Here is a 19,706-nt window from a genome sequence, read left to right as displayed (position 1 = left end):
TGTCGGCCCGCTTGATGGGGCTCGACAGTCTGGGCGTCGCCTCGTACCTGCTGACGCTGTACCACTCCTGCGCCGTTCTGACCGACGACGCACTGGGTGTGCTGGAAAACGTCGAAGTCGGCTACTACCACGACTACGATCATCGGCAAAGCAAAGTCAAGTAAAGCGCCGTTAGGTGAATCGTCTACGAGCGGCCCTTAGTCGGAGCAATCATTGTGGAAGAGATCACTCCCGATTTGATCGCGCAGCTGGCTTCGCGCATCTATAACGAGGCACCTCAGGGCAATGCGGCTCCGTCGCCGAGCGCCGTGCCGGGCGAGATACCGTCGTCGCCGGCGTCGCTTCCGTCCCATTTGGGAAGCATCCCCGTTTCGATCAGTTCGTTGCCGCACCTCTCGGCGATTCCGCGGGTTCCTGGCGCAGAGCCGTCAGAGCACAGCGCGGCCCCCAGCATCCCCTCGTTTTATGAATCGGCGTCTATTCCGGCGCCCGTCGAGACGATGGCGCCGGCCCCCAACTCGTCGGCCGGCATCAGCGCGTTCGTGCAGAAGATCCGTCGCGCACAGCATGCGGGCGTTGACCCCGGAATGGACGTGTTAGGGCAAGATCGCTATCAGCGGGTATTCACTTCGGCAGCGGCTCGCACCGTGGGTAGCAGTCGCCCGCTGGATATCCCTGCGATCCGCGAAGATTTTCCGATCCTACGGCAACGCATTCACGGCCAACCGTTGGCCTGGCTGGATAATGCCGCCACGACCCAAAAGCCGCAATGCGTGATCGACGCCTTATCGCGGTTTTACGAACAAGACAACTCCAATATTCATCGTGGTGCGCACACGCTGGCCGCCAGGGCTACGGACGCCTACGAAAAAGCCCGCGAGAAGATCCAATCGTTTATCGGGGCCTCTTCGGTCAAGGAGATTGTCTTCGTGCGCGGGACGACCGAGGGGATCAATCTGATCACGCAAACGTACGGTCGTAAGTTCCTGCAACCTGGGGACGAAGTCGTGCTCTCGATGCTGGAGCACCATGCCAATATCGTTCCTTGGCAAATGATGGCCAAAGAAAAGGGAGCCACGTTGCGGGTCATTCCGGTGAACGACCGTGGTGAGATTATGCTCGAGGACTATGAAAAAATCCTCGGCCCACGCACCAAGGTCGTCGCGCTAACGCAAGCATCGAATAGTTTGGGCACCATTTTGCCCGTTGCGGAAATGACCCATATGGCGAAGCGCTACGGCGCCCGAGTGTTGATCGACGGTGCCCAATCGGTGGCCCACATTCCTGTCAACGTGCAGCAGATGGGTTGCGACTTCTTTGTTTTCTCGGGACACAAGATTTTCGGACCGACCGGCATCGGGGCCGTTTACGTCAATGAAGAAATGCACGACATTCTTCCCCCGTGGCAAGGGGGCGGCAATATGATCCGCAACGTCACCTTTGAGGAAACAACGTATGCCGACTCGCCGGCCAAGTTCGAAGCCGGCACGCCCAACATCGCCGATGCCGTGGGCTTGGGGGCCGCGCTCGACTATGTCAATCGCCTGGGGTTGTCGAACATCGCCGCCTACGAGCATTCGCTGCTCGAGTACGCGACTGAAGGGCTGTCGCAGGTCAACGGCCTGCGCTTGATCGGTACGGCCCGCGAGAAGGTTGGCGTGCTATCGTTTGTGCTGCCGAATCGCCGCACCGAAGATGTCGGCCGGCTGCTCGATCAAGAAGGCATTGCCGTCCGCGCCGGCCACCATTGTTCGCAACCATCGCTACGGCGCTTTGGTGTCGAGACCACAGTGCGACCATCGTTATCGATCTATAACACGACGGGCGAGATCGACCGGTTGGTAGACGCGCTGAAGCGCATCCAGCACATCTCGACGCGCTAGTCTTGGTCGCGCGACTTAGACGCACAACAATGTGCTGCGGCGCAGGTTGTCGTCGGAACGGATGGCGAAACGCCGCGTTCCTGCGATATTTTGTCGCGACGATCGTCCGCTCAGGCAAAAATATCCCAAGCCACATTGCCGGCTACATCGGTGAGACGGAAATCCCGTCCGGCGTAGCGATAGGTTAGTTGCTCGTGGTCCAAGCCCATGAGCGCCAGCAGCGTCGCATGCAGGTCGTTGGTATGCATGCGGCCTTCGGTGGCATGTATGCCAAATTCGTCAGTGGCACCGTACGAGAAGCCGCGTTTCACGCCTGCCCCGGCAAGCCACATGGGATAGCCGGTAATGTTGTGATCGCGGCCATCGGCTCCCTGCGCCGTCGACATGCGGCCGAACTCGCTGCCAAACAGCACCAGCGTCTCGTCGAGTAGTCCACGGCGTTGCAAATCGTTCAGCAGGGCTGCCGTGGGCTGGTCCGTGGCGGCGCAATTATTGATCAGCCCTTTGTGCAAATTGTTGTGATGGTCCCAGCCGGGCTGGCAAATTTCGACGAACCGCACACCGGCTTCGCTCAGGCGGCGCGCCATCAGGCACTGCCGGGCGAAGCTGCCCGCGGCCCCAGGCTTTACGCCGTACTCGTCCAAGATGTGCTGCGGTTCTTGCGATAAATCCAACAGCTCCGGCACCTTGCCCTGCATCTTGAATGCCAGCTCATAGGACTGAATGACGCCATCGAGCTCGTCTGGTGCGCCCGGCGTGCGCGCCAAATCGCGATTCATGGCTTGGATCAAATCGATTTGCTTGCGCTGTAAAGACGTGGCGACCTGCGGCTTCAAATTGGGCAGGTAGCCCATATCGTTGATCTTTGTCCCTTGGAAGTGGGCGGGCAGGAACGCACTGCCGTAGTTTGCAGCGCCACCGAAATTGGGGGGCGGATTAATCGTGATGTACCCCGGCAGGTCCTGATTGTCTGTTCCCAGCCCGTACATCAGCCAAGCCCCCATCGAGGGGCGCGTCAAAGAGACGATCGCCGCACCGGTGTGCAATTGCATGACCGCTTCGGGGTGAGCGGGCGTGTCGGTGTGCAATCCGCGCACAAAGCATAAATCGTCGACGTGCTTCGCCAGGTGCGGATAAAGCTCCGAGACCCACGTGCCGGTCTGGCCATGTTGCGCGAACTTGAATTTCGACCCGGTGACGGTGCCGCCGCCGGGCCCAACCTTACCATCGTCCTGCTGAACCCGCGGCTTGTACTCCCAGGTATCCATTTGCGAGATCGCTCCCTGCATAAACAGGAATATGATCCGCTTGGCCTTGGCCGGAAAATGAGGCGGCTTGGGCGCTAACGGCGCCAAGGCATTTGGTTTGCTGGTTGCCGCGCTAGCCGCACTTGTGCCCTGATTGCCCATCATGCCCGCAAGTGCCAGATAACCAAAGCCGGCGCTGGCGGTTTGCAAAGCCCGGCGGCGCGTGAGCGGAACGTCGCTTGCGATTTTGGAGAGGCGAATATTTGGCATGTATATCCTGCAAGAATACTTGAGTCGGTGCAAAGTCATGCGCGGCGCGGCTTAACTACTTTTCTACTTGAGATATCGGAATTCGGCCGAGCCAAAGAGCGCCTGGCAAAAACTTGCCCAGGCGGATGCTCTAGGGTTCGTGGCTTGAACCTTCTCGGCAATCACAGGTTCGTCGGTTTGGTCCGCTTCATCGGGATTGGCCGGCGCCGGCTTGGCCGCTACTGCGACAGTATTGGCATCGGGCGCGGCCGGTGCGGGGGTTGGTGAAAACAAGTCCTTGGCCACGTTCTCGTAGTCCATGAGGTAGGCCTTGGTCCGTTCGATTTCTTCGGTCGTAGCCCCACGACCGAGCGTGAAGCGATAAGCCCAATCAACGCGCGACGTATCATCGAGATCGTCGCGACGGAGCAATCGCTCGGCGAGGTTCAGCGATTGGCGCAACACGAAGGGATCGTTCAGCAGGTACAGTGCTTGCGGCGCCACAGTGGTCGTATCACGATGCCCGGTGACCATGCCTTGCTCGGCGAAGTCGAAGGCGGCAAGAGCCGTAGGTGTTAGATCGCGCAGCAAAGGAAGATAGATGCTGCGTCCCACATTTGCGGCCACGATACTGGCAAGTTTTCGTGCCTCGGGGCCATTGTTGCGCAACTCGGTCACTGGGAGGTCTTGGGCAGGCGAACCGGTGGGGGGCACCAAATCCAGCTTGCCGCCCATGGCCAACAGGGCATCGCGGATCTCTTCGGCGCCGAGTCGTCGCGGATTGTGCCGCCACACGAATCGGGCACTGGGATCAACGGCCATGTTGCCTGGCAGCTCATCGCTGCTCAGTCGATAGGTATGGGTCAGGACGATCGCACGTACGAGCTTTTTGGTGGACCAACCATCAGCGATAAATCGCGCCGCCAGCAGATCAAGCAACTCGGGGTGCGATGGCGCGTCGCCCGTCACACCAAAGTTGTCGACACTCTTTACCAAGCCTTGGCCGAAGAGATGATTCCAAACACGGTTGACGAACACGCGCGGTGTCAGCGGATTCTGCGGACTGGTCAACCAATATGCCAACTCCAGGCGGCCGCTGTGCAGGGGATCTATTCCCGGTACACCGGGAACGGCAAGCAGGCTGAGAAACCCTCTCGGCACTGCGGGACCAAGCTTTTCGGCTTCGCCGCGGACGCGGATCTCGGTGTCGCCGATGGTCTTGGCATCGCGAATGCCTAGCGCTAGTGGACGACCATTGGCGGCCGGATCGGTGAGGGCACTCAATTCGAGTTGTAATTTGCGCAGTTTCTGCCGGGCCATGGCACGCTTCGGACGGCCATTGGGGCCTGGCTCGTCTCCGGCCGGACTGCCGCGCAGTGCCTCGAACTCTTCGCGGGCCGCGGCGACAGCACTCTTAGCGGTGTCGATTTTTATTAGCACCTCGGGGTCAGGTGCTCGTTCCGGACCGAGTGGCAGCAGCATCTGAGAATCGTAATAGTCCAGTCCTCCGCCCCCCATCTTGTTGCGCAAGCCGGAGCATAGATCGCTACTATGAAAGATGCCAGCCAGGGCGTAGTAGTCCTCTGTGGGAATCGGATCGAACTTATGGTCATGGCAACGAGCACAACTGGCCGTCAGCCCGAGCACGGCGCGACTTACGGTATCGATCTGCTCATCAATATTGTCCATCACGAAGCGAACTTTGTAGCGTTGATTGACATCCTTGACTCCGAGAGCCAAAAAGCCGGTCGCGGTGAGTTGTTCGTCACGCTGCGTAGCCGAGTCGGCCGGCAGAAGATCCCCGGCGATTTGCTCGCGCACGAATTGATCGTAGGCCTTGTCTTTGTGGAGGGCATCGATCACGTAGTCGCGATAACGCCAGGCGTGAGGGTACGGCAAATTGCGAGATGAGCCAGTCGATTCGCCGTAGCGAGCCACGTCCAACCAATGCCGTCCCCAATGCTCGCCGAAAGCATGCGACGCCAACAGTCGATCGACGAGCCGCTCGTAGGCATCGCTCGCCGCGTCCCACAAGAAGGCATCGATCTCCTGGGGCGTCGGCGGTAAACCCGTGAGGTCAAACGTCAGGCGGCGGATAAGTGTTTTCTTGTCGGCTTCGGCGACAGGCCTTAGGCCATGCGCCGTGAGTTGCTCGTAGAGGAGGACATCAATGGGACTGTTGCCCCAATCCGGATCGCTTGCCACCGGGACGTGCGGCGCGCGAATCGGCTGCCACGACCAATGCGATTTGCGCAAGGAATCGTATTCGGGATTCGGCTCGCCGATCGGCACCTGGACGCGCGAACCCGGCCACAGGGCGCCATCTTTGACCCACTGCGTCAGGTCGGCCACCTGATCGGTTGAAAGCCGTTTCTTGGGGGGCATTTTCAGATCGCCGTCGGTGTGACTGACGGCGCGAATTAGCACGCTGTTTTCCGGATCACCCGGTACGATCGCCGGACCGCGATCACCGCCGACTAGGAGACCGTTGCGATCGTCGGCGCGCAGACCTCCTTGAGAATTGGTGCTGGCCGAATGGCAGTTGTAGCAATTGTCGACAAGCAGGGGCCGGATCTTCTTCTCGAAGAACTCTTCGGCCGCCGCGTTGTCTGTGGATGGCGTTTCGGCCCACAACGCGCGTGAGAACGCGACACATAGTATCAACAGAGTCGATGCGGCAAACGACAAACGAGCGACCATGAACGGCCTTTCTGGAATACAATCACGCACAGACTTAAGGCAACTTGCGCAATAACACTAATTGAACAAACTACCAGCGCGAGGACGACAAAGCGCCTAGCCAGGCATCAGGCGACAATGGGGACAGCGAGTATGAGGGCGATGAGCTGCCCACAGAAGGTAGCGACGAGCTGCCAACAAGAGCTTGAAAAGGACCGAACGATTGAGACATGACATGCTGCTTCCTTGTGAGAAGACCGCGTGTGCCTCCGGATGCTCCAGTCAGCTACGCTTGGTTGCGAAAAGCGAAGATGCTCCCCCGAACAATTCGTCGAATGATCATTAAGTTGATCAAGTAGTGATTATTGCCATTTCGCGGCGAATGTCAATAGTGGTTCGCACTTCTAACGTCAACGCGTCAAAGGGAATGCACCGGCCGGGTAGATTCGTGCTCATTCCCTTTACGGTGACTCGCGGCAGTCCGAGATCATCTCGGTATTGCCTCGTCGATAGGAAGATGATATTCCATGCGCCGCGCAACGCCGCCGCGACAAATGCACGTCCCAACGAGACTGAACCACCGCTTGCATCCGCGCTGCTGAATGCAGTGGCCATGTCAAGCCGGACGTCTCGACACATCGGGCGATTTCGGGTGCAGAGTTCAAAGCGGGACGGCGGTGCGCTGACCACCAATTTTTGGGCGACGCAGGGATTCCCTCGCCGCTCAAAGCACTTCTCTATCGCCACTTTCTTCAGTTCGATCGCCTACGGCGGTGACGTCGATGGTTGTTCATTTCCATTGCAGGATTCATCACAGGAATGCCGCACCGTGTTTAGTCTGCGTTCAGTCGGCATCGTTTACGAAAATCAACGCCGACACCGAGCCTTGACGGCGCGCCGTTGCGGCCCCTTTTCTGATTTCCAGACGCATTCTCTTCATAGATCGCTGAGCCTATGAAACGCCTCTTTTGGTCAAAGCGTGCGGCTGCCAGGCATCATCCGAAGCGCCGCTTGAGATTCGAAGAATTCGAGCCGCGGCATATGTTTTCGGCTGCCGGGCTGACTGCTCCGAACGCCAGTGGTTCGATTGACCCGCCGGGCATCGTGGGCATGTCCGCCGCGCAATTGCAACAAAGCGCGTCTGGTTTAGTAGTGCCTGGCGCAGCTACTAGCGACGATTTAGTCGCTATGTCGGCGCCCGGCAGCTTTACGGGGGGCGCTGTTTCGCCGACGCAGATCTCGCTGACGTGGACGGCATCGGGCGGCGCAACCGGATATAGCCTGTACGAGATGGAAAAAGGCCTGCCGGTTCTACTCAATACCTATTCGTCGTCGACAACCTCGGCCGCGATCAACGGGCTGGCGCCGGCAACCGCTTACCAATTCAACCTGGTGGCCTTTAGCAATAGCGAAGCGGCCGCGACGTCGTGGATTAGCGCAGCCACCGATGGGGGCTTGGCGGCACCTGGCGATCTGACGGCAAGTGCAATTTCGGGCACTCAGATCGGCTTGACCTGGACCGCTTCTAGCAACATCAACGGATACAGCCTGTACGGATTGGAAAATGGGCAACCGGTTCTGATTAATACATACTCTCCCACAACGACGTCGGCCACGGTAAGCGGGCTTTCGCCTGCCACCGCCTACCAGTTTAACCTGGTGGCCTTTAACAACAGTACTTCGGCCGCGACGCCGTGGACAGGTGCGGCCACTGCCGGAGGCGTGTCAGCGCCCGGGTATCCCATTGCCACCGCGATGTCGAACACCGAGATGGGCTTGAGCTGGACGCCATCTGCCGGCGCCACTGGTTATAGCTTGTATGAACTGGAGAATGGGCAGCCGGTGCTTCTCAACACGTATTCGCCGACGACCACCTGGGCGACGATCAGCGGACTCTCGCCGAGCACCACGTACGCATTCAACCTGGTGGCCATCAACGACAGTACATCGGCGGCCACACCGTGGATTTACGGAGTGACCCCCGGCGCGGTGTCGGTTCCGCTCGATACAACAGCCACGGCCGTATCGACGAATCAAATTGGATTCACCTGGACCGCTTCAAGCGGCGCCACAGGATACAGCCTGTATGAATTGGAGAATGGGCATCCGGTACTAATCAATACTTATCCCGCGTCAACCACGTCAGCAACGGTCGGGTTCCTTTCGCCCGCCTCGACGTACCAATTCAACTTGGTGGCCTTCAACGACAGCACGTCGGCGGCTACGCCATGGATCAGCGGCACCACGGACAGTATCGTTTCGGCGCCCGACAGCTTTGCAGGCACCGCATTATCGACAACCCAGATCAGCCTGAACTGGACGGCAGCCAATGGCGCCACGAGTTACAGTCTGTACGAACTCGTGAACAGGCAGCCCGTCCTGATTAATACCTATACCGCATCGACCACCTCGGCAACGATTAGCGGACTTGCGCCTGCGTCGGCGTATCAATTCAATCTGGTCGCCTCGAACGGTACCGTGGTGGCGGCCACACCGTGGATCGGCGCAACCACGTCCGGCGGTGTGTCGGCGCCCGACGGGTTTACCGCCACGGCGACTTCGACGACACAAATCAGCTTGAATTGGACGGCGGCGGCTGGTGGCACCGGCCTTAGCCTCTACGAGCTTGAAAACGGACAGCCGGTTCTGCTTAACACTTATTCGTCGTCGGTGACTTCGGCGACGCTCAATGGGCTGACGCCCGGCAAGACATACGCCTTCAACCTGGTGGCGTTCAATTCCAATGCCACGGCCGGTACGCCCTGGATCAGCACAACCGTTCCCCTCGGGATCACGGCGCCCGACAGTTTTACGAGTAACGCGATTTCGTCGACGCAAATAGGCCTGAATTGGACGGTCGCCAGCGGCGCAACCGGATATACGCTCTACGAGTTGGAGAATGGACAGCCAGTTAACATAAACACATTTGGCGCGTCGGTTACTACGACATCCATCAGCGGGCTGAATCCCGCCTCGACGTACTTGTTTAATCTGGTGGCCTTCAATTCCGCCGCGACCGTTGCCACGCCCTGGGTTAGCGCCACTACGGGGGGAGGCGTGACTGCCCCGGATAGCTTCGCCGGCGCCGCGGTATCGACGACGCAACTGAATTTGAACTGGACGCCGGCCAGCGGTGCGACAGGCTACCATTTGTACGAACTTGAAAATGGGCAAGCAATTCTGATCAACACCTATTCTTCCAGCACGACCTCGGCGTCGATCATTGGTCTTTCGCCCGTCACGACGTATCAATTCAATTTGGTGGCCTTCAATGCCAACGCGACAGCCGCGACACCTTGGGTTGGCGCCACCACTGCGGGAGGTGTGACGGCGCCCGACAGCTTCACCGGCACCGCGACTTCGACGACGCAACTGAATCTGAATTGGACTGCGGCCAATGGTGCGACGGGGTATTACTTGTACCAACTCGAGAATGGGCAGCCGGTTTTGATCAATACGCTTTCGGCGTCGGCGAACTCGGCGACAATCAGCGGACTTTCGCCGGCCACGGCCTACGTGTTCAACCTGGTGGCTTTCAACGCCAACACAACGGCCGCCACGCCATGGATCAGCGCCACGACTGCCGGAGCGGTGACGGCACCAGATAGCTTCACCGGCACCGCCTCGTCCACAACACAGATCTCTTTGAACTGGACAGCCGCTAGCGGCGCGACCGGATACAATCTGTATGAACTTGAGAACGGGCAGCCTGTGCTCATTAACACATATTCTGCGTCGACCACATCCGCGATGATCAGCGGACTCTCGCCGGCTACCGCGTATTTGTTCAACTTGGTGGCTTTCAACGCCAACGCAACGGCCGCCACGCAGTGGATCAGCGTGACGACCGGCGGCGTCGTGACGGCTCCGGACAGCTTTACCGGCACGGCCTCATCGGCGACACAGATCGATTTGAATTGGACGGCCGCCAGCGGCGCTACCGGATTTAATCTGTATGAAATCGAAAGCGGACAGCCCGTGCTCGTGGGTAGTTATCCGGCATCCACCACGTCAGCGTCGATTAGCGGACTGATGGCGGCTACGTTGTACGACTTTAATCTGGTGGCGTTCAACGCCTATGCCTCGGCTGCGACGCCGTGGATCAGTGCGACGACCACGTCGTAGCGCACATCGATACGCGCGTATCGATGTCGAAGGTACTTTCGTTTCGACGACAGTACGATTGGAGCCGATTAGACCGGCTGCTGAGCGACGGCCGATGCCTTGACGATCTCGCCGACGACGCGAGCTTCTCGTCCGGCGGTGATCTGCTGCTCACGACCGCTGTGCAAGTAGCTCAATCGCTGATGGTCGAGGCCGAACAAATGCAGCAACGTCGCCTGGAAATCGTTCGGCGTGACGATATTCTTGACCGCGCGATGTCCGAACTCGTCGGTCTCGCCGTACGTCATGCCCGGCTGAAAGCCGCCACCAGCGACCCAGATACTAAAACCCTGGCCGTTATGGTCCCGGCCAGATTTCGTGGGATCGCCGTGGTTCTCGGTGACCGGCAGGCGGCCGATCTCACCTCCCCAATGGACAACGGTCGAATCGAGCATTCCGCGCTGCTTGAGATCTTTGACCAGGGCCGCGGCGGGCTTGTCGGTTCTTTTGCAAACGGCCGGTAAGCCATTGCGGATGTCGCTGTGGCTGTCCCACGGCTGCCCGCCCAAAAACAACTGCACAAACCGCACGCCACGCTCGACCAACCGGCGGGCGATGAGGCAGCGCGTTCCATACTCGCGTGTGGCGGGATCGTCGAGCCCGTATAGGCTGAGGGTGGCGGCGGTTTCGCGCGAGATATCGAGCGCCTCGGTGGCTGCCGTTTGCATGGCGGCCGCCAGTTCGTAGCTGGCGATGCGCGCTTCGAGATCGGCCTCGCCGGGATGTTGTTCGAGGTGTTGACGATTCAGTCCTTGCAAAAAGGCTAGATTCTGCTGCTGAACTGCGCCGCGCAAATGTGGCGGCGCTTCGAGATTCAGAATGCGCGGTTCCTTGGGACGTAAAACAGTCCCTTGAAACAACGGCGGCATGAAGCCATTTGTCCAGTTGCTCACGCCATCGACCGGATGGCCGCCGGGATCGGTCAACACCAGGTAGGCCGGCAGTTCCTGGCTTTCACAGCCTAGTCCATAGGCAAGCCAAGAGCCCAGCGTCGGTCGACCGACTACACCGGGGATTCCGCCATGAAAATAGCGAATAGAAACTTCGTGTCCGTTGGCGCCGGTATGCATCGAGCGGATCAAACAAACGTCGTCGGCGATTTCACTCAGGTTGGGCAGCAACTCCGAAATCTCGGTGCCGCATTCACCACGCTTGCTGAATTTCCAAGGGCTGCCGAATAGTGTTTTGCTGGCCCGATTGACGAAGCTGAACACCACTTCGCCCGGATAGTCGGCACCGTTGAGCCGCGTTAGCTCAGGCTTGGGATCGAACAGATCCACATGCGATGGGCCGCCATGCTGGAAAAGCGAGATCATGGCCTTCGCCTGCGGCGCAAAGTGCGGCGCCTTGGGCTTCAAGTCAAAAAACAACGGGTCCTTGGGCAGCTTGGCCGGCACAGCCGCGGCTTCTTGCGAAGTTAACCAAGCTAACGCCAGGGCACCAATGCCCATCGCGTTTTCAGCGAGAAACTTGCGGCGGGAATATCCGGGCAACATCGTTTCGATCGTTTTTTGCGCGTTCGGCATGGCAATCAGCTGCGCCCATTTTTGATTGGCGCGCGAGAGGGTTTTTGTTAGTCGACGTATAAGAACTCGTTAGAGCTCAACAGCGCCTGACAAAGATTCACAAAGGCCTGCGACTCGGGCGATCGGCCGGCCACAGTGTGCTGCAGATGTAGCCGCAGGTAATCGACCTGGTTCGTCAGAAAGGCACAGGTGGTCTGTAGTTCGTCACGCGTGGGGATACGCGAATAAGCCAGTTCCCAGGCGCGCACTACGTTGGCAATCTCGACATTGGTCGCTTTGGCGGTAGGCCCATGAAATCCTTCGTGCGAGCGGAAGGTAACCGCATCTCCCCCATCCTGAGCGAGCGTCAATTCGGCGCGCCAAGTGAACGAATCCGACGAGACTTCTTGCAGACAATCGGTCACGAAATCGAGCGTGTCGCCTGCCTGCACTGTGATGCGTTCGACGATCGTCGGCGCCTCGCCGTGCCGCGTCAGCCACTCGCCGACGATGCCGTGGGAACTCGACACCAAACGGCCGCGAACACCGTCGCCATTCTCACTGCCATGGGAAAGCGTTCCGCGCAGGCTCAGCACGCCCGCGGCGGGCGCTGTCCAACGACGAATCGCCGCGTGGCCGGGGTTATTGCCGGGATGTCCGCCATCGGCATGCAACAATACCCAACCGGTTTGTTCGTCGGGCAGCATGGCGCCTCCCTGCCAGCTAGAGCCGGTCCAGTGCGCGAGCGGCGTAAATGATTCCGTAAGTCCAGAGTTCGCATCGTAGCTACCATAACCAAATTGCCACGTCGGCGCAGCCGACTTCCAACTCTGTGCCAATCCGGCAAGCTGGTCGATTGGCAAGCTCTGAGCGGGTTCTCGTAGGGAACGGTCCGCCAGCGCCGCGGCCTGGCCGAGCCAGAATTCGCCGTTCATCAGCATCAACGATTGTGTGGCGACGGTCGATGACGGGCGCGACTCGCAGTTCGTCTGCATCGCCGGGGCATCGAAGGCCTGCATCAACGCCACGGGCTGGCTGCGGCGCTGCAATAGATACAGACTACGGCGCTTTGCGTCGTCGGCCACCACAACTTGACCACTGTCGTCTTCCTTAACCGGAACGGCTGGGCCGAACAGTGTGCTGTCGAGCGTTCCGCTGGCAGCCAATACGCGATCGCGTAGCGCCTCAGCATCAAGCCGAATCACATTCTGACGGCCATAGTAACGATTGTCGCTGTCAAGGGCCGATTGTGCCGGATCGCGCCGCGATGACTGCCGGTAGGCGGTCGATAACATGATCGAACGGTGCAGTTGCTTCAGGCTCCAGCCCGACTCGCGAAATGTGGAGGCCAGCCAGTCAAGAAGTTCCGGATGGGATGGCAATGTCCCCAGGCGTCCAAAATCTGCCGGAGTCGACACGATTCCGTGACCGAAATGATGCATCCACACACGATTCACTAACACCCGCGCGGTGAGTGGATTGTCGGACCCCATCAGCCAGTTCGCAAAGGCCAGCCGGCGACCCGTGGTAGGTAGCGCGCCGCTCTTGGCGGCAAATTCGGCGGGACGGTTGTCTGGTCCGCACACCGAAAGGGCGCCGGGTCCCACTGATTGCTTGGGTTGCCGATAATCACCGCGATAAAACAGTTTGGTTTCTGGCGCGTGATCGGGCGGCTCGACAAGCGCCCGCAGGAATTCTTCTGCAGGTTTTTGCGATCTGACGGCGGCAATGCGTTCGTCGTATTTCTTGAGATCGTCGGCCGCCGCCTGATTGTATTGATAGAGCACGCCCGGCGAAATGTTGACGCTGGGATACGTTTCGAGCAACTTCTTTTGCGCGTCGGTCCGCTTGTCGGCGGCCGCTTGATAGGCCGTGCGCAACTGTTCGCGCAACGGCTCTTCGAACTTCATCAATTCCTTTTCCAGCGCCTCGGCCATGTACACGGTTTGTTTTGCGGCGCGCTCGGTAGCGATCGTTTGTGCCTCGGCCTCGATCTCGGTCGCCTTTTGGCGCTGGGCGGTCGTGTAAAGCGAGATATGACGTTCATTGGGTGTTTTCCACGCTTGCCAATCGAGCGCTGGCTCGAAGACCGCGCGCAGAGCGTAGTAGTCGGTCTGTGGAATCGGATCGTAACGATGGTCGTGGCATTGGGCGCAAGCCACGGATATGCCAAGCAGTGAACTGGTCACGATCTTCAACGTGTCGGTGACGACCTGGTTGCGCGCTTCAGGGCTGTTATCACCGCTGCCCGAACCGTCGGCCGCCATTCGCAAGAAACCTGTGGCGGTCAGCAACTCGATCTGCTGGGGCGACATGTCGCCGGCAATTGGCCCAGTCGCTTCGTCGCCGGCCAGTTGTTCGCGCACAAATTGGTCAAACGGCCGGTCTTCATTGAATGCGCGGATGACATAATCACGGTACTTGAATGCCCAGCTGCGAATTGCGTCTTGTGTCGTGGCGCCGTCGCTATCGGCATAGCCGGCTGCGTCGAGCCAATGTCTCGCCCAGCGTTCGCCATAGTGCGACGACGCCAGCAATCGATCGACCAGCTTTTCGTATGCATCGCTCGAAGAGTCGGCCAAAAACTGACCGACCTCCACAGGAGCCGGCGGCAATCCGAGAAGATCGAAGTACGCGCGTCGAATCAGGGTGCGCTTATCAGCGTCGGGCGAGAAGGCGACCCCGGCGGGCATCGCGGCACGCAGCAGCGCATCAATGGGGGTTCGCACACGCGGATCCGGGGTTTCGGGAATTGCCGGAAGATGGATTGGCTGGAAGGCCCACCACGAGCGTTCCTCTTCGCTGATGCCCACGCCCGGGGCGATCGACTCTGGCTCGGCCCGTGCGGTTTTGGCGCCGGCCGCTACCCATTTTGCGATGGTGTCGATTTCGCGCGGCGTCAGCTTGGCGTCGCCCGGCGGCATCTCGCCAGCGCGAATCCGCGTTACCAGCATGCTGGCCTCGGCGTCACCTGGCTTAATCGCCGGTCCCGAATCGCCACCGGCGAGCTGGAACCGCACGAGCCGTAGATCAAGGCCCCCTTGCTTCTCGTCGGTTGCACCGTGGCAGTCAAAGCAATGGGCACGAAGCAGGGGCCGAATATCGGTTTCAAAGGTCGGCGCCGCGACCGTGTCATTTGGTTCGCTGGCGGTCGCGCGCGCCGCCGTGACGGCAAACAGCGCAATACAAAAGATTCGCGGCCACAGGTGCATGGCAAAGCCCATTGGAGGGAAGTAGTGTGCTGGGCGGCACGCTGGGTTGTTCGACTCAGGCAGGGTATCTGGTAGGCAGACCCTATTATCAACATTCACCGATGTGAATTGCAACCCCCAACCGGAGCCGAGGCGATACTCGGCGGGGGCCCTAAGTACCGATCCGAGAAGGCACTAGGTAGAGTGGCTGGGCTGATCGGAACCCGTCGAACTCGACCGGTGTAGGTGCCCATAAGTCGAGAGGGTGAGGGCGCGAGCCGAGGCAATTCGGAATTGATGTCGACGCTGCGGCCGCGTCGCGAGAATTCCAGGCAGGTCAGCCTTCTACCGGAATCCAAATTTCGAATCCACCGAGTCCGGTAAGGGGATTGAACTCCGAGCCATAACGTTCCAGAGTCGGGGCCTCGACGGCCTGACATCCAGATCCCGGAAACCAATGCTTCCAGATCGTGGAGCAGACCGCACGAATGCTGGCGATATGGCCATGGTGCGCAAAGACCGCATATTTCCGTCCCGGCACTCGTATGCTTGTCAGACCGCTGGGCAGGTTCGATACCGTGGCGATTTCCACTCCACACAGGTAGTCAAAGTTGCCATCCGCGTCGAAGTTGTAGATCACGCCGTACGTCGCGGCGGCAACCTGATGGGGAATGCTCCCGAGAAAAGGGGTAAACCGTTGCCATTGAGCTGGAATTCCAGCGGGCGATTGGCAACCATAACGCTCCACAAGGCCGGCAAATATTGTCGCCTCCAAGGTCTCGAAACGGGGTGGCGCAAGATCGATCGACGGTGATGAAGTCATGGCGATGGCCTCGACGAAATGAGTTTTGTCAAAACCTCCCCGGGCACGCACTTGCTCGGGTGTGAGGAGAAATTGATCGCGGAACGCCCGAGTGAATGCCTCGTGCGAGTTATATCCCGCGTCGAGACCAATGCCGAGAATGTCGCGGGCCCCGCCAGCGAGTTGGCGCGCCGCCTCACTCAAGCGGCGAGCCCGGACATACTTCATCAAGGACAAGTCCATCGTGGCCGCAAAGGCGCGGGTTAGATGGAACGTTGACACGTGGCAAGCCCTGGCAATGTCTTCCAGCGCGAGGGATTCCCTGGAGTGACTTTCGACGAACCAAAGTGCCTTCTGAACTGGGTCCACGGATTCTCCTCACAACGGTTTCCCCAACTGTACAGGCATCGGCACGGAACCGCTTGATAGTTCTTGCGGTCTTTTCCGCGAGGTGGATGCCGTGCGAAGGAGAGTGCGAACCGTCTCGTCGGCGGTTGAAGCCGCGACGAGGCACAGGCCTGTTAGAGTCAGGCCTGCCATTGATCGTCAGACGCGCGACCGCCTGATCGGCATTTGCCGAATAAGTTGTGGGCTTCGTGAGGACCGCGCCGGCGCCAGAAAAGGGCAGGAATTAGTCGTATCGATACGGCCGGCAAGCGCGGCTGGCTAGCTCGGACGTCAGGACGTCTTCGAACGCCTACTCAGATCGATGCCGACTGATGGCGTGCTGTCCGCTGGTGCCTGAGCTAGCAGTACGTGCGCCGAGTTCGCGGTCGATATCCAACAACGCTGCCGGATCCCCCTTGACGAGATGGAACTTGCCGACGATCTCGCGGGCCGTCTCTTCCTCTTCAACCTGCTCATTGATGAACCATTGCAGTTCGACCAACGCAGAGAAGGACTTTTCCTTTAGCGCCAGTTCGTACAGGTCGTCGATTTGTTTGCTGACATGTTGCTCCTGCTCCAGGGCTTGCTCGAAGACGGCCGCAATCGTGGCAAAGTTTCCGGCTGGCTGAGGGACCGTTTTCAGGGCAGCGGCGCCATCGCGTGCCAAAAGGAAATCGAGCAGCCGCATGCCGTGGCCGTTTTCTTCCTTGGCTTGGACGCGGAGCCAATGGGCACAACCCACGAAATTTTGCCGCTGGCAAAAGATCGACATGGCCAAATATGCATGGGAAGCGCTGAATTCGTTGTTGATCTGATCGTTGATGGCTTGTTGCACGCTGCTAGCCAACATAAGGACGCTCCTGCAAATGGCATGGCTACTTGAAACGGGGGGCTCTGACACTCGGCGATTATCGCTTTCCGCGTCGAAATGTAAACCGCTGTCTGGCGTCGCCTGATAGCGAACTGGACCTGGTTCGTTTGATATCTCCAGGCATCGACGAAGAGTTATGGCTTTGCAACCCGCCAAAAAAGGAGAGGGAGGGGCCAGCTGTTCACACTGTTGCCCCCGGAGGAGCGTTGTGAAATGGATGCAGGTTGACCAAACTACGATAAGGCGTCGATCCGCGGAAAATGTCGCACGCACACCGAAATATTTCATCCAGGACCAGCTGAACGGCTTTGCCCGGAGAGGCTCGATGCGGAAATTGCTCTTAGCATGGCAACGGCAGCGCCAAGGGATGGCAATTCTGGCTGTGTTGACCATCGTTGCGCCGATAGCACGCGGTGCGGGACTGACCGAATCGGCTGAGCAGGGAAAACAGGACGTTATCAAACGACTGGAGGAAGCCATTCGGTATGAGGTTGCGGCCAAAAGCCTGCCGGCCTTGTCGATAGCATTAGTCGATCGAAGCGGCGAGGTATGGTCCGAAGGTTTTGGCTTCCAGGACGCCGCGCAAAACGTACCTGCTACGGCGGACACGATCTATCGCGTCGGTTCCGTCTCCAAGCTATTCACAGACCTGGCCGTTATGCAACTCGTCGAACAGAAAAAGCTTGATCTCGACCAGCCCGTGCAGGATTACCTGCCTTCATTCGCGCCCGGCAACCCTTTTGGCGGGCCAATCACTTTGCGGCAGCTGATGTCGCACCGCGCGGGCCTGGTTCGTGAGCCTCCCGTGGGAAATTATTTTGATCCCACCGAGCCCACGCTGGCCGCAACTGTCGCCAGCCTTAATGCGACATCGCTTGTCTACAAGCCAGCCACGCGCACTAAATACTCCAACGCCGGTATCACAGTGGTTGGTGCCGTGGTCGAACAGCAGTTAAACACTGCGTATTCGCGGCGCATCGACGAGGCCATCTTGCGCCCGCTGGGCATGACTAGTAGTAGCTTCGTGCTGACGCCGGCCCTAGAAGCCCGGCTGGCGTATGCCTCGATGTGGACCTACGACGGGCGGCGCTTTGCCGCGCCAAAGTTCGCCTTGGGCATCGCGCCGGCTGGCAATCTTTATTCCAGCGTTCGCGACCTGGCGAAGTTTCTAGCTTGCATCTTGCAAGAAGGTCGGGTCGGCGATGGCGTCCTGCTGCGGCCTGAAACATTTAAGCAGATGACGTCGCCCCGGCCAGAAATCGATGGCAAACCACAAGAATTTGCCATCGGTTTTCAAGTTGACGAACTCGATGGGCAGCGGCGCATTGGCCACGGCGGAGCGGTGTACGGTTTTTCGACTGAGGTCGAAGCGCTACCAGGTCGCCATTTAGGTGTAGCTGTGGTCGCCGCACTTGACGTGAGCAACGGTACGGTCGAGCGACTAGCGGAATACGCGTTGCGACTGATGCTGGCCCAGCAGGATGGCACGGCGCTACCTGAGTATCGGACCACCACGCCGATTCCGGTGTCGCGCGCTCGTGAGCTGGCAGGTGAGTATGGATCCGATGATCGGTTGGTGCCGGTCATCGAGCTGAACGGCCGCGCATGGATGCACCCGGGCGTGTTTCGGCAAGAGTTGCGCGCGGGAGGAATCGATGGTGCGCTGCTGACGGACGATCCGATCAATTTTGGCACAAAGGTGCGGCTCGACGAGCAACGCAGGCTGCTCGTGAAGGACGAGGTATTCGATCGCCGGCCGGACGAACCTCCGCCGGCCGCGCCGGATCGCTGGCACGGACTGATTGGCGAATACGGTTGGGACCACAACACGTTGAATATCCTGGAGAATCATGGGCGGCTCGTGGCGCTGATCGAGTGGTTCTATGCCTATCCGCTAAAGGAACTCGACGACAACGAATTTGCCTTTCCGGATTACGGCCTGTATCACGGCGAAAAGCTGAAATTCACGCGTGATGCGGCGGGCAACGCCACGCACGTCGTGGCTGCCGATGTGCGCTTCGAGCGTCGCGAGTTGGGCACCAAGGACGGCGAGACGTTCCACATCGTGCCGGTCGAGCCGGTCGACGCGTTGCGCAAAGCGGCGCTGGTCGCAACCCCACCGGTCGAGACGGGGGATTTTCGCGAATCAGATCTCGTCGAGGTGGTGACGCTCGATGCGACGATAAAGCTCGACGTGCGATATGCCACGACCAACAACTTTGCCGGCGCGGTGTTCTATAAACAACCGCGGGCCTTTCTGCAGCGGCCTGCCGCCGAGGCATTACTGCGCGTACAGCGGCGGCTGCGGCCACAAGGACTTGGTCTGCTCGTGTACGACGCGTATCGACCGTGGTATGTAACGAAAATGTTTTGGGATGCGACACCGCAAGAATTCAAGAACTTTGTCGCCAATCCCGCCCAGGGCTCAAGACACAATCGTGGTTGCGCCGTGGATCTGTCGCTCTACAACCTGGCCACGGGGAAGCCGATTTCGATGGTTGCTGGCTACGACGAATTCTCGCCGCGCTCGCTGCCACTGTATCCCGGGGGGACGTCGCGACAGCGGTGGTATCGCGACCACTTGCGACAGGCGATGCAAGCCGAGGGCTTTGCCGTCTACGAGTTCGAGTGGTGGCACTTCGATTATCAAGACTGGAAGCATTACCGGATCGGCAATACAAAGTTTGAGGATTTAATGCGCGGCGACCCACGGTAATGTACAGGCCGG

9 protein-coding genes are annotated in these 19,706 nt (G+C 59.3%); 3 read left to right on the top strand and 6 right to left on the bottom strand.

Annotation, left to right across the window (positions count from 1 at the left end):
- Positions 1 to 215: 215 nt before the first annotated feature.
- The gene (locus VGG64_15380) at positions 216 to 1,883 is read left to right on the top strand and encodes a SufS family cysteine desulfurase (GenBank protein ID HEY1600984.1); all 1,668 of its coding nucleotides are present in this window, start codon (positions 216 to 218) and stop codon (positions 1,881 to 1,883) included.
- Between the two features lie 110 nt (positions 1,884 to 1,993).
- Here the strand turns inward: VGG64_15380 and VGG64_15375 are convergent, their stop codons facing one another.
- Both VGG64_15375 and VGG64_15370 read right to left on the bottom strand, forming a co-directional pair.
- On the bottom strand, positions 1,994 to 3,400 hold the full coding sequence (locus VGG64_15375; protein HEY1600983.1) for a DUF1501 domain-containing protein: 1,407 nt from the start codon (positions 3,398 to 3,400) through the stop codon (positions 1,994 to 1,996).
- A 63-nt stretch (positions 3,401 to 3,463) separates the two neighbouring features.
- Positions 3,464 to 6,079: a PSD1 and planctomycete cytochrome C domain-containing protein gene (locus VGG64_15370; protein ID HEY1600982.1), complete on the bottom strand. Its 2,616-nt coding sequence runs from the start codon at positions 6,077 to 6,079 to the stop codon at positions 3,464 to 3,466.
- A gap of 933 nt (positions 6,080 to 7,012) precedes the next feature.
- Here VGG64_15370 and VGG64_15365 point away from each other — a divergent pair.
- Positions 7,013 to 10,183, top strand: a complete 3,171-nt coding sequence (locus VGG64_15365) for a fibronectin type III domain-containing protein (protein ID HEY1600981.1) — start codon at positions 7,013 to 7,015, stop codon at positions 10,181 to 10,183.
- Between the two features lie 68 nt (positions 10,184 to 10,251).
- Here VGG64_15365 and VGG64_15360 read toward each other — a convergent pair whose 3' ends face one another.
- From VGG64_15360 to VGG64_15345, 4 genes are all read right to left on the bottom strand, one after another.
- Positions 10,252 to 11,748 carry a DUF1501 domain-containing protein gene (locus VGG64_15360; protein ID HEY1600980.1) on the bottom strand — a complete coding sequence of 499 codons (1,497 nt, stop codon included), beginning with the start codon at positions 11,746 to 11,748 and terminating at the stop codon, positions 10,252 to 10,254.
- 47 nt (positions 11,749 to 11,795) lie between these two features.
- Positions 11,796 to 14,939, bottom strand: a complete 3,144-nt coding sequence (locus VGG64_15355; protein ID HEY1600979.1) for a PSD1 and planctomycete cytochrome C domain-containing protein — start codon at positions 14,937 to 14,939, stop codon at positions 11,796 to 11,798.
- Between the two features lie 316 nt (positions 14,940 to 15,255).
- Complete coding sequence (locus tag VGG64_15350) at positions 15,256 to 16,089, bottom strand: AraC family transcriptional regulator (protein ID HEY1600978.1); 834 nt, start codon at positions 16,087 to 16,089, stop codon at positions 15,256 to 15,258.
- Between the two features lie 328 nt (positions 16,090 to 16,417).
- Positions 16,418 to 16,957, bottom strand: a complete 540-nt coding sequence (locus VGG64_15345; GenBank protein HEY1600977.1) for a ferritin — start codon at positions 16,955 to 16,957, stop codon at positions 16,418 to 16,420.
- 346 nt (positions 16,958 to 17,303) lie between these two features.
- Between VGG64_15345 and VGG64_15340 the strand changes: the two genes are divergently transcribed.
- Positions 17,304 to 19,694: a serine hydrolase gene (locus tag VGG64_15340; protein ID HEY1600976.1), complete on the top strand. Its 2,391-nt coding sequence runs from the start codon at positions 17,304 to 17,306 to the stop codon at positions 19,692 to 19,694.
- Positions 19,695 to 19,706: the final 12 nt, after the last annotated feature.

The organism is Pirellulales bacterium (assembly GCA_036490175.1).
Classification (GTDB): domain Bacteria; phylum Planctomycetota; class Planctomycetia; order Pirellulales; family JACPPG01; genus JACPPG01.
This window is presented reverse-complemented; position numbering and strand designations above follow the sequence as displayed.

Coding starts and splice junctions, on each gene's coding strand:
- VGG64_15375 (HEY1600983.1), bottom strand. CDS start 3,400: ATGCCAAATATTCGCCTCTCCAAAATCGCAAGCGACGTTCCGCTCACG.
- VGG64_15370 (HEY1600982.1), bottom strand. CDS start 6,079: ATGGTCGCTCGTTTGTCGTTTGCCGCATCGACTCTGTTGATACTATGT.
- VGG64_15365 (HEY1600981.1), top strand. CDS start 7,013: ATGAAACGCCTCTTTTGGTCAAAGCGTGCGGCTGCCAGGCATCATCCG.
- VGG64_15360 (HEY1600980.1), bottom strand. CDS start 11,748: ATGCCGAACGCGCAAAAAACGATCGAAACGATGTTGCCCGGATATTCC.
- VGG64_15355 (HEY1600979.1), bottom strand. CDS start 14,939: ATGCACCTGTGGCCGCGAATCTTTTGTATTGCGCTGTTTGCCGTCACG.
- VGG64_15345 (HEY1600977.1), bottom strand. CDS start 16,957: ATGTTGGCTAGCAGCGTGCAACAAGCCATCAACGATCAGATCAACAAC.
- VGG64_15340 (HEY1600976.1), top strand. CDS start 17,304: ATGCGGAAATTGCTCTTAGCATGGCAACGGCAGCGCCAAGGGATGGCA.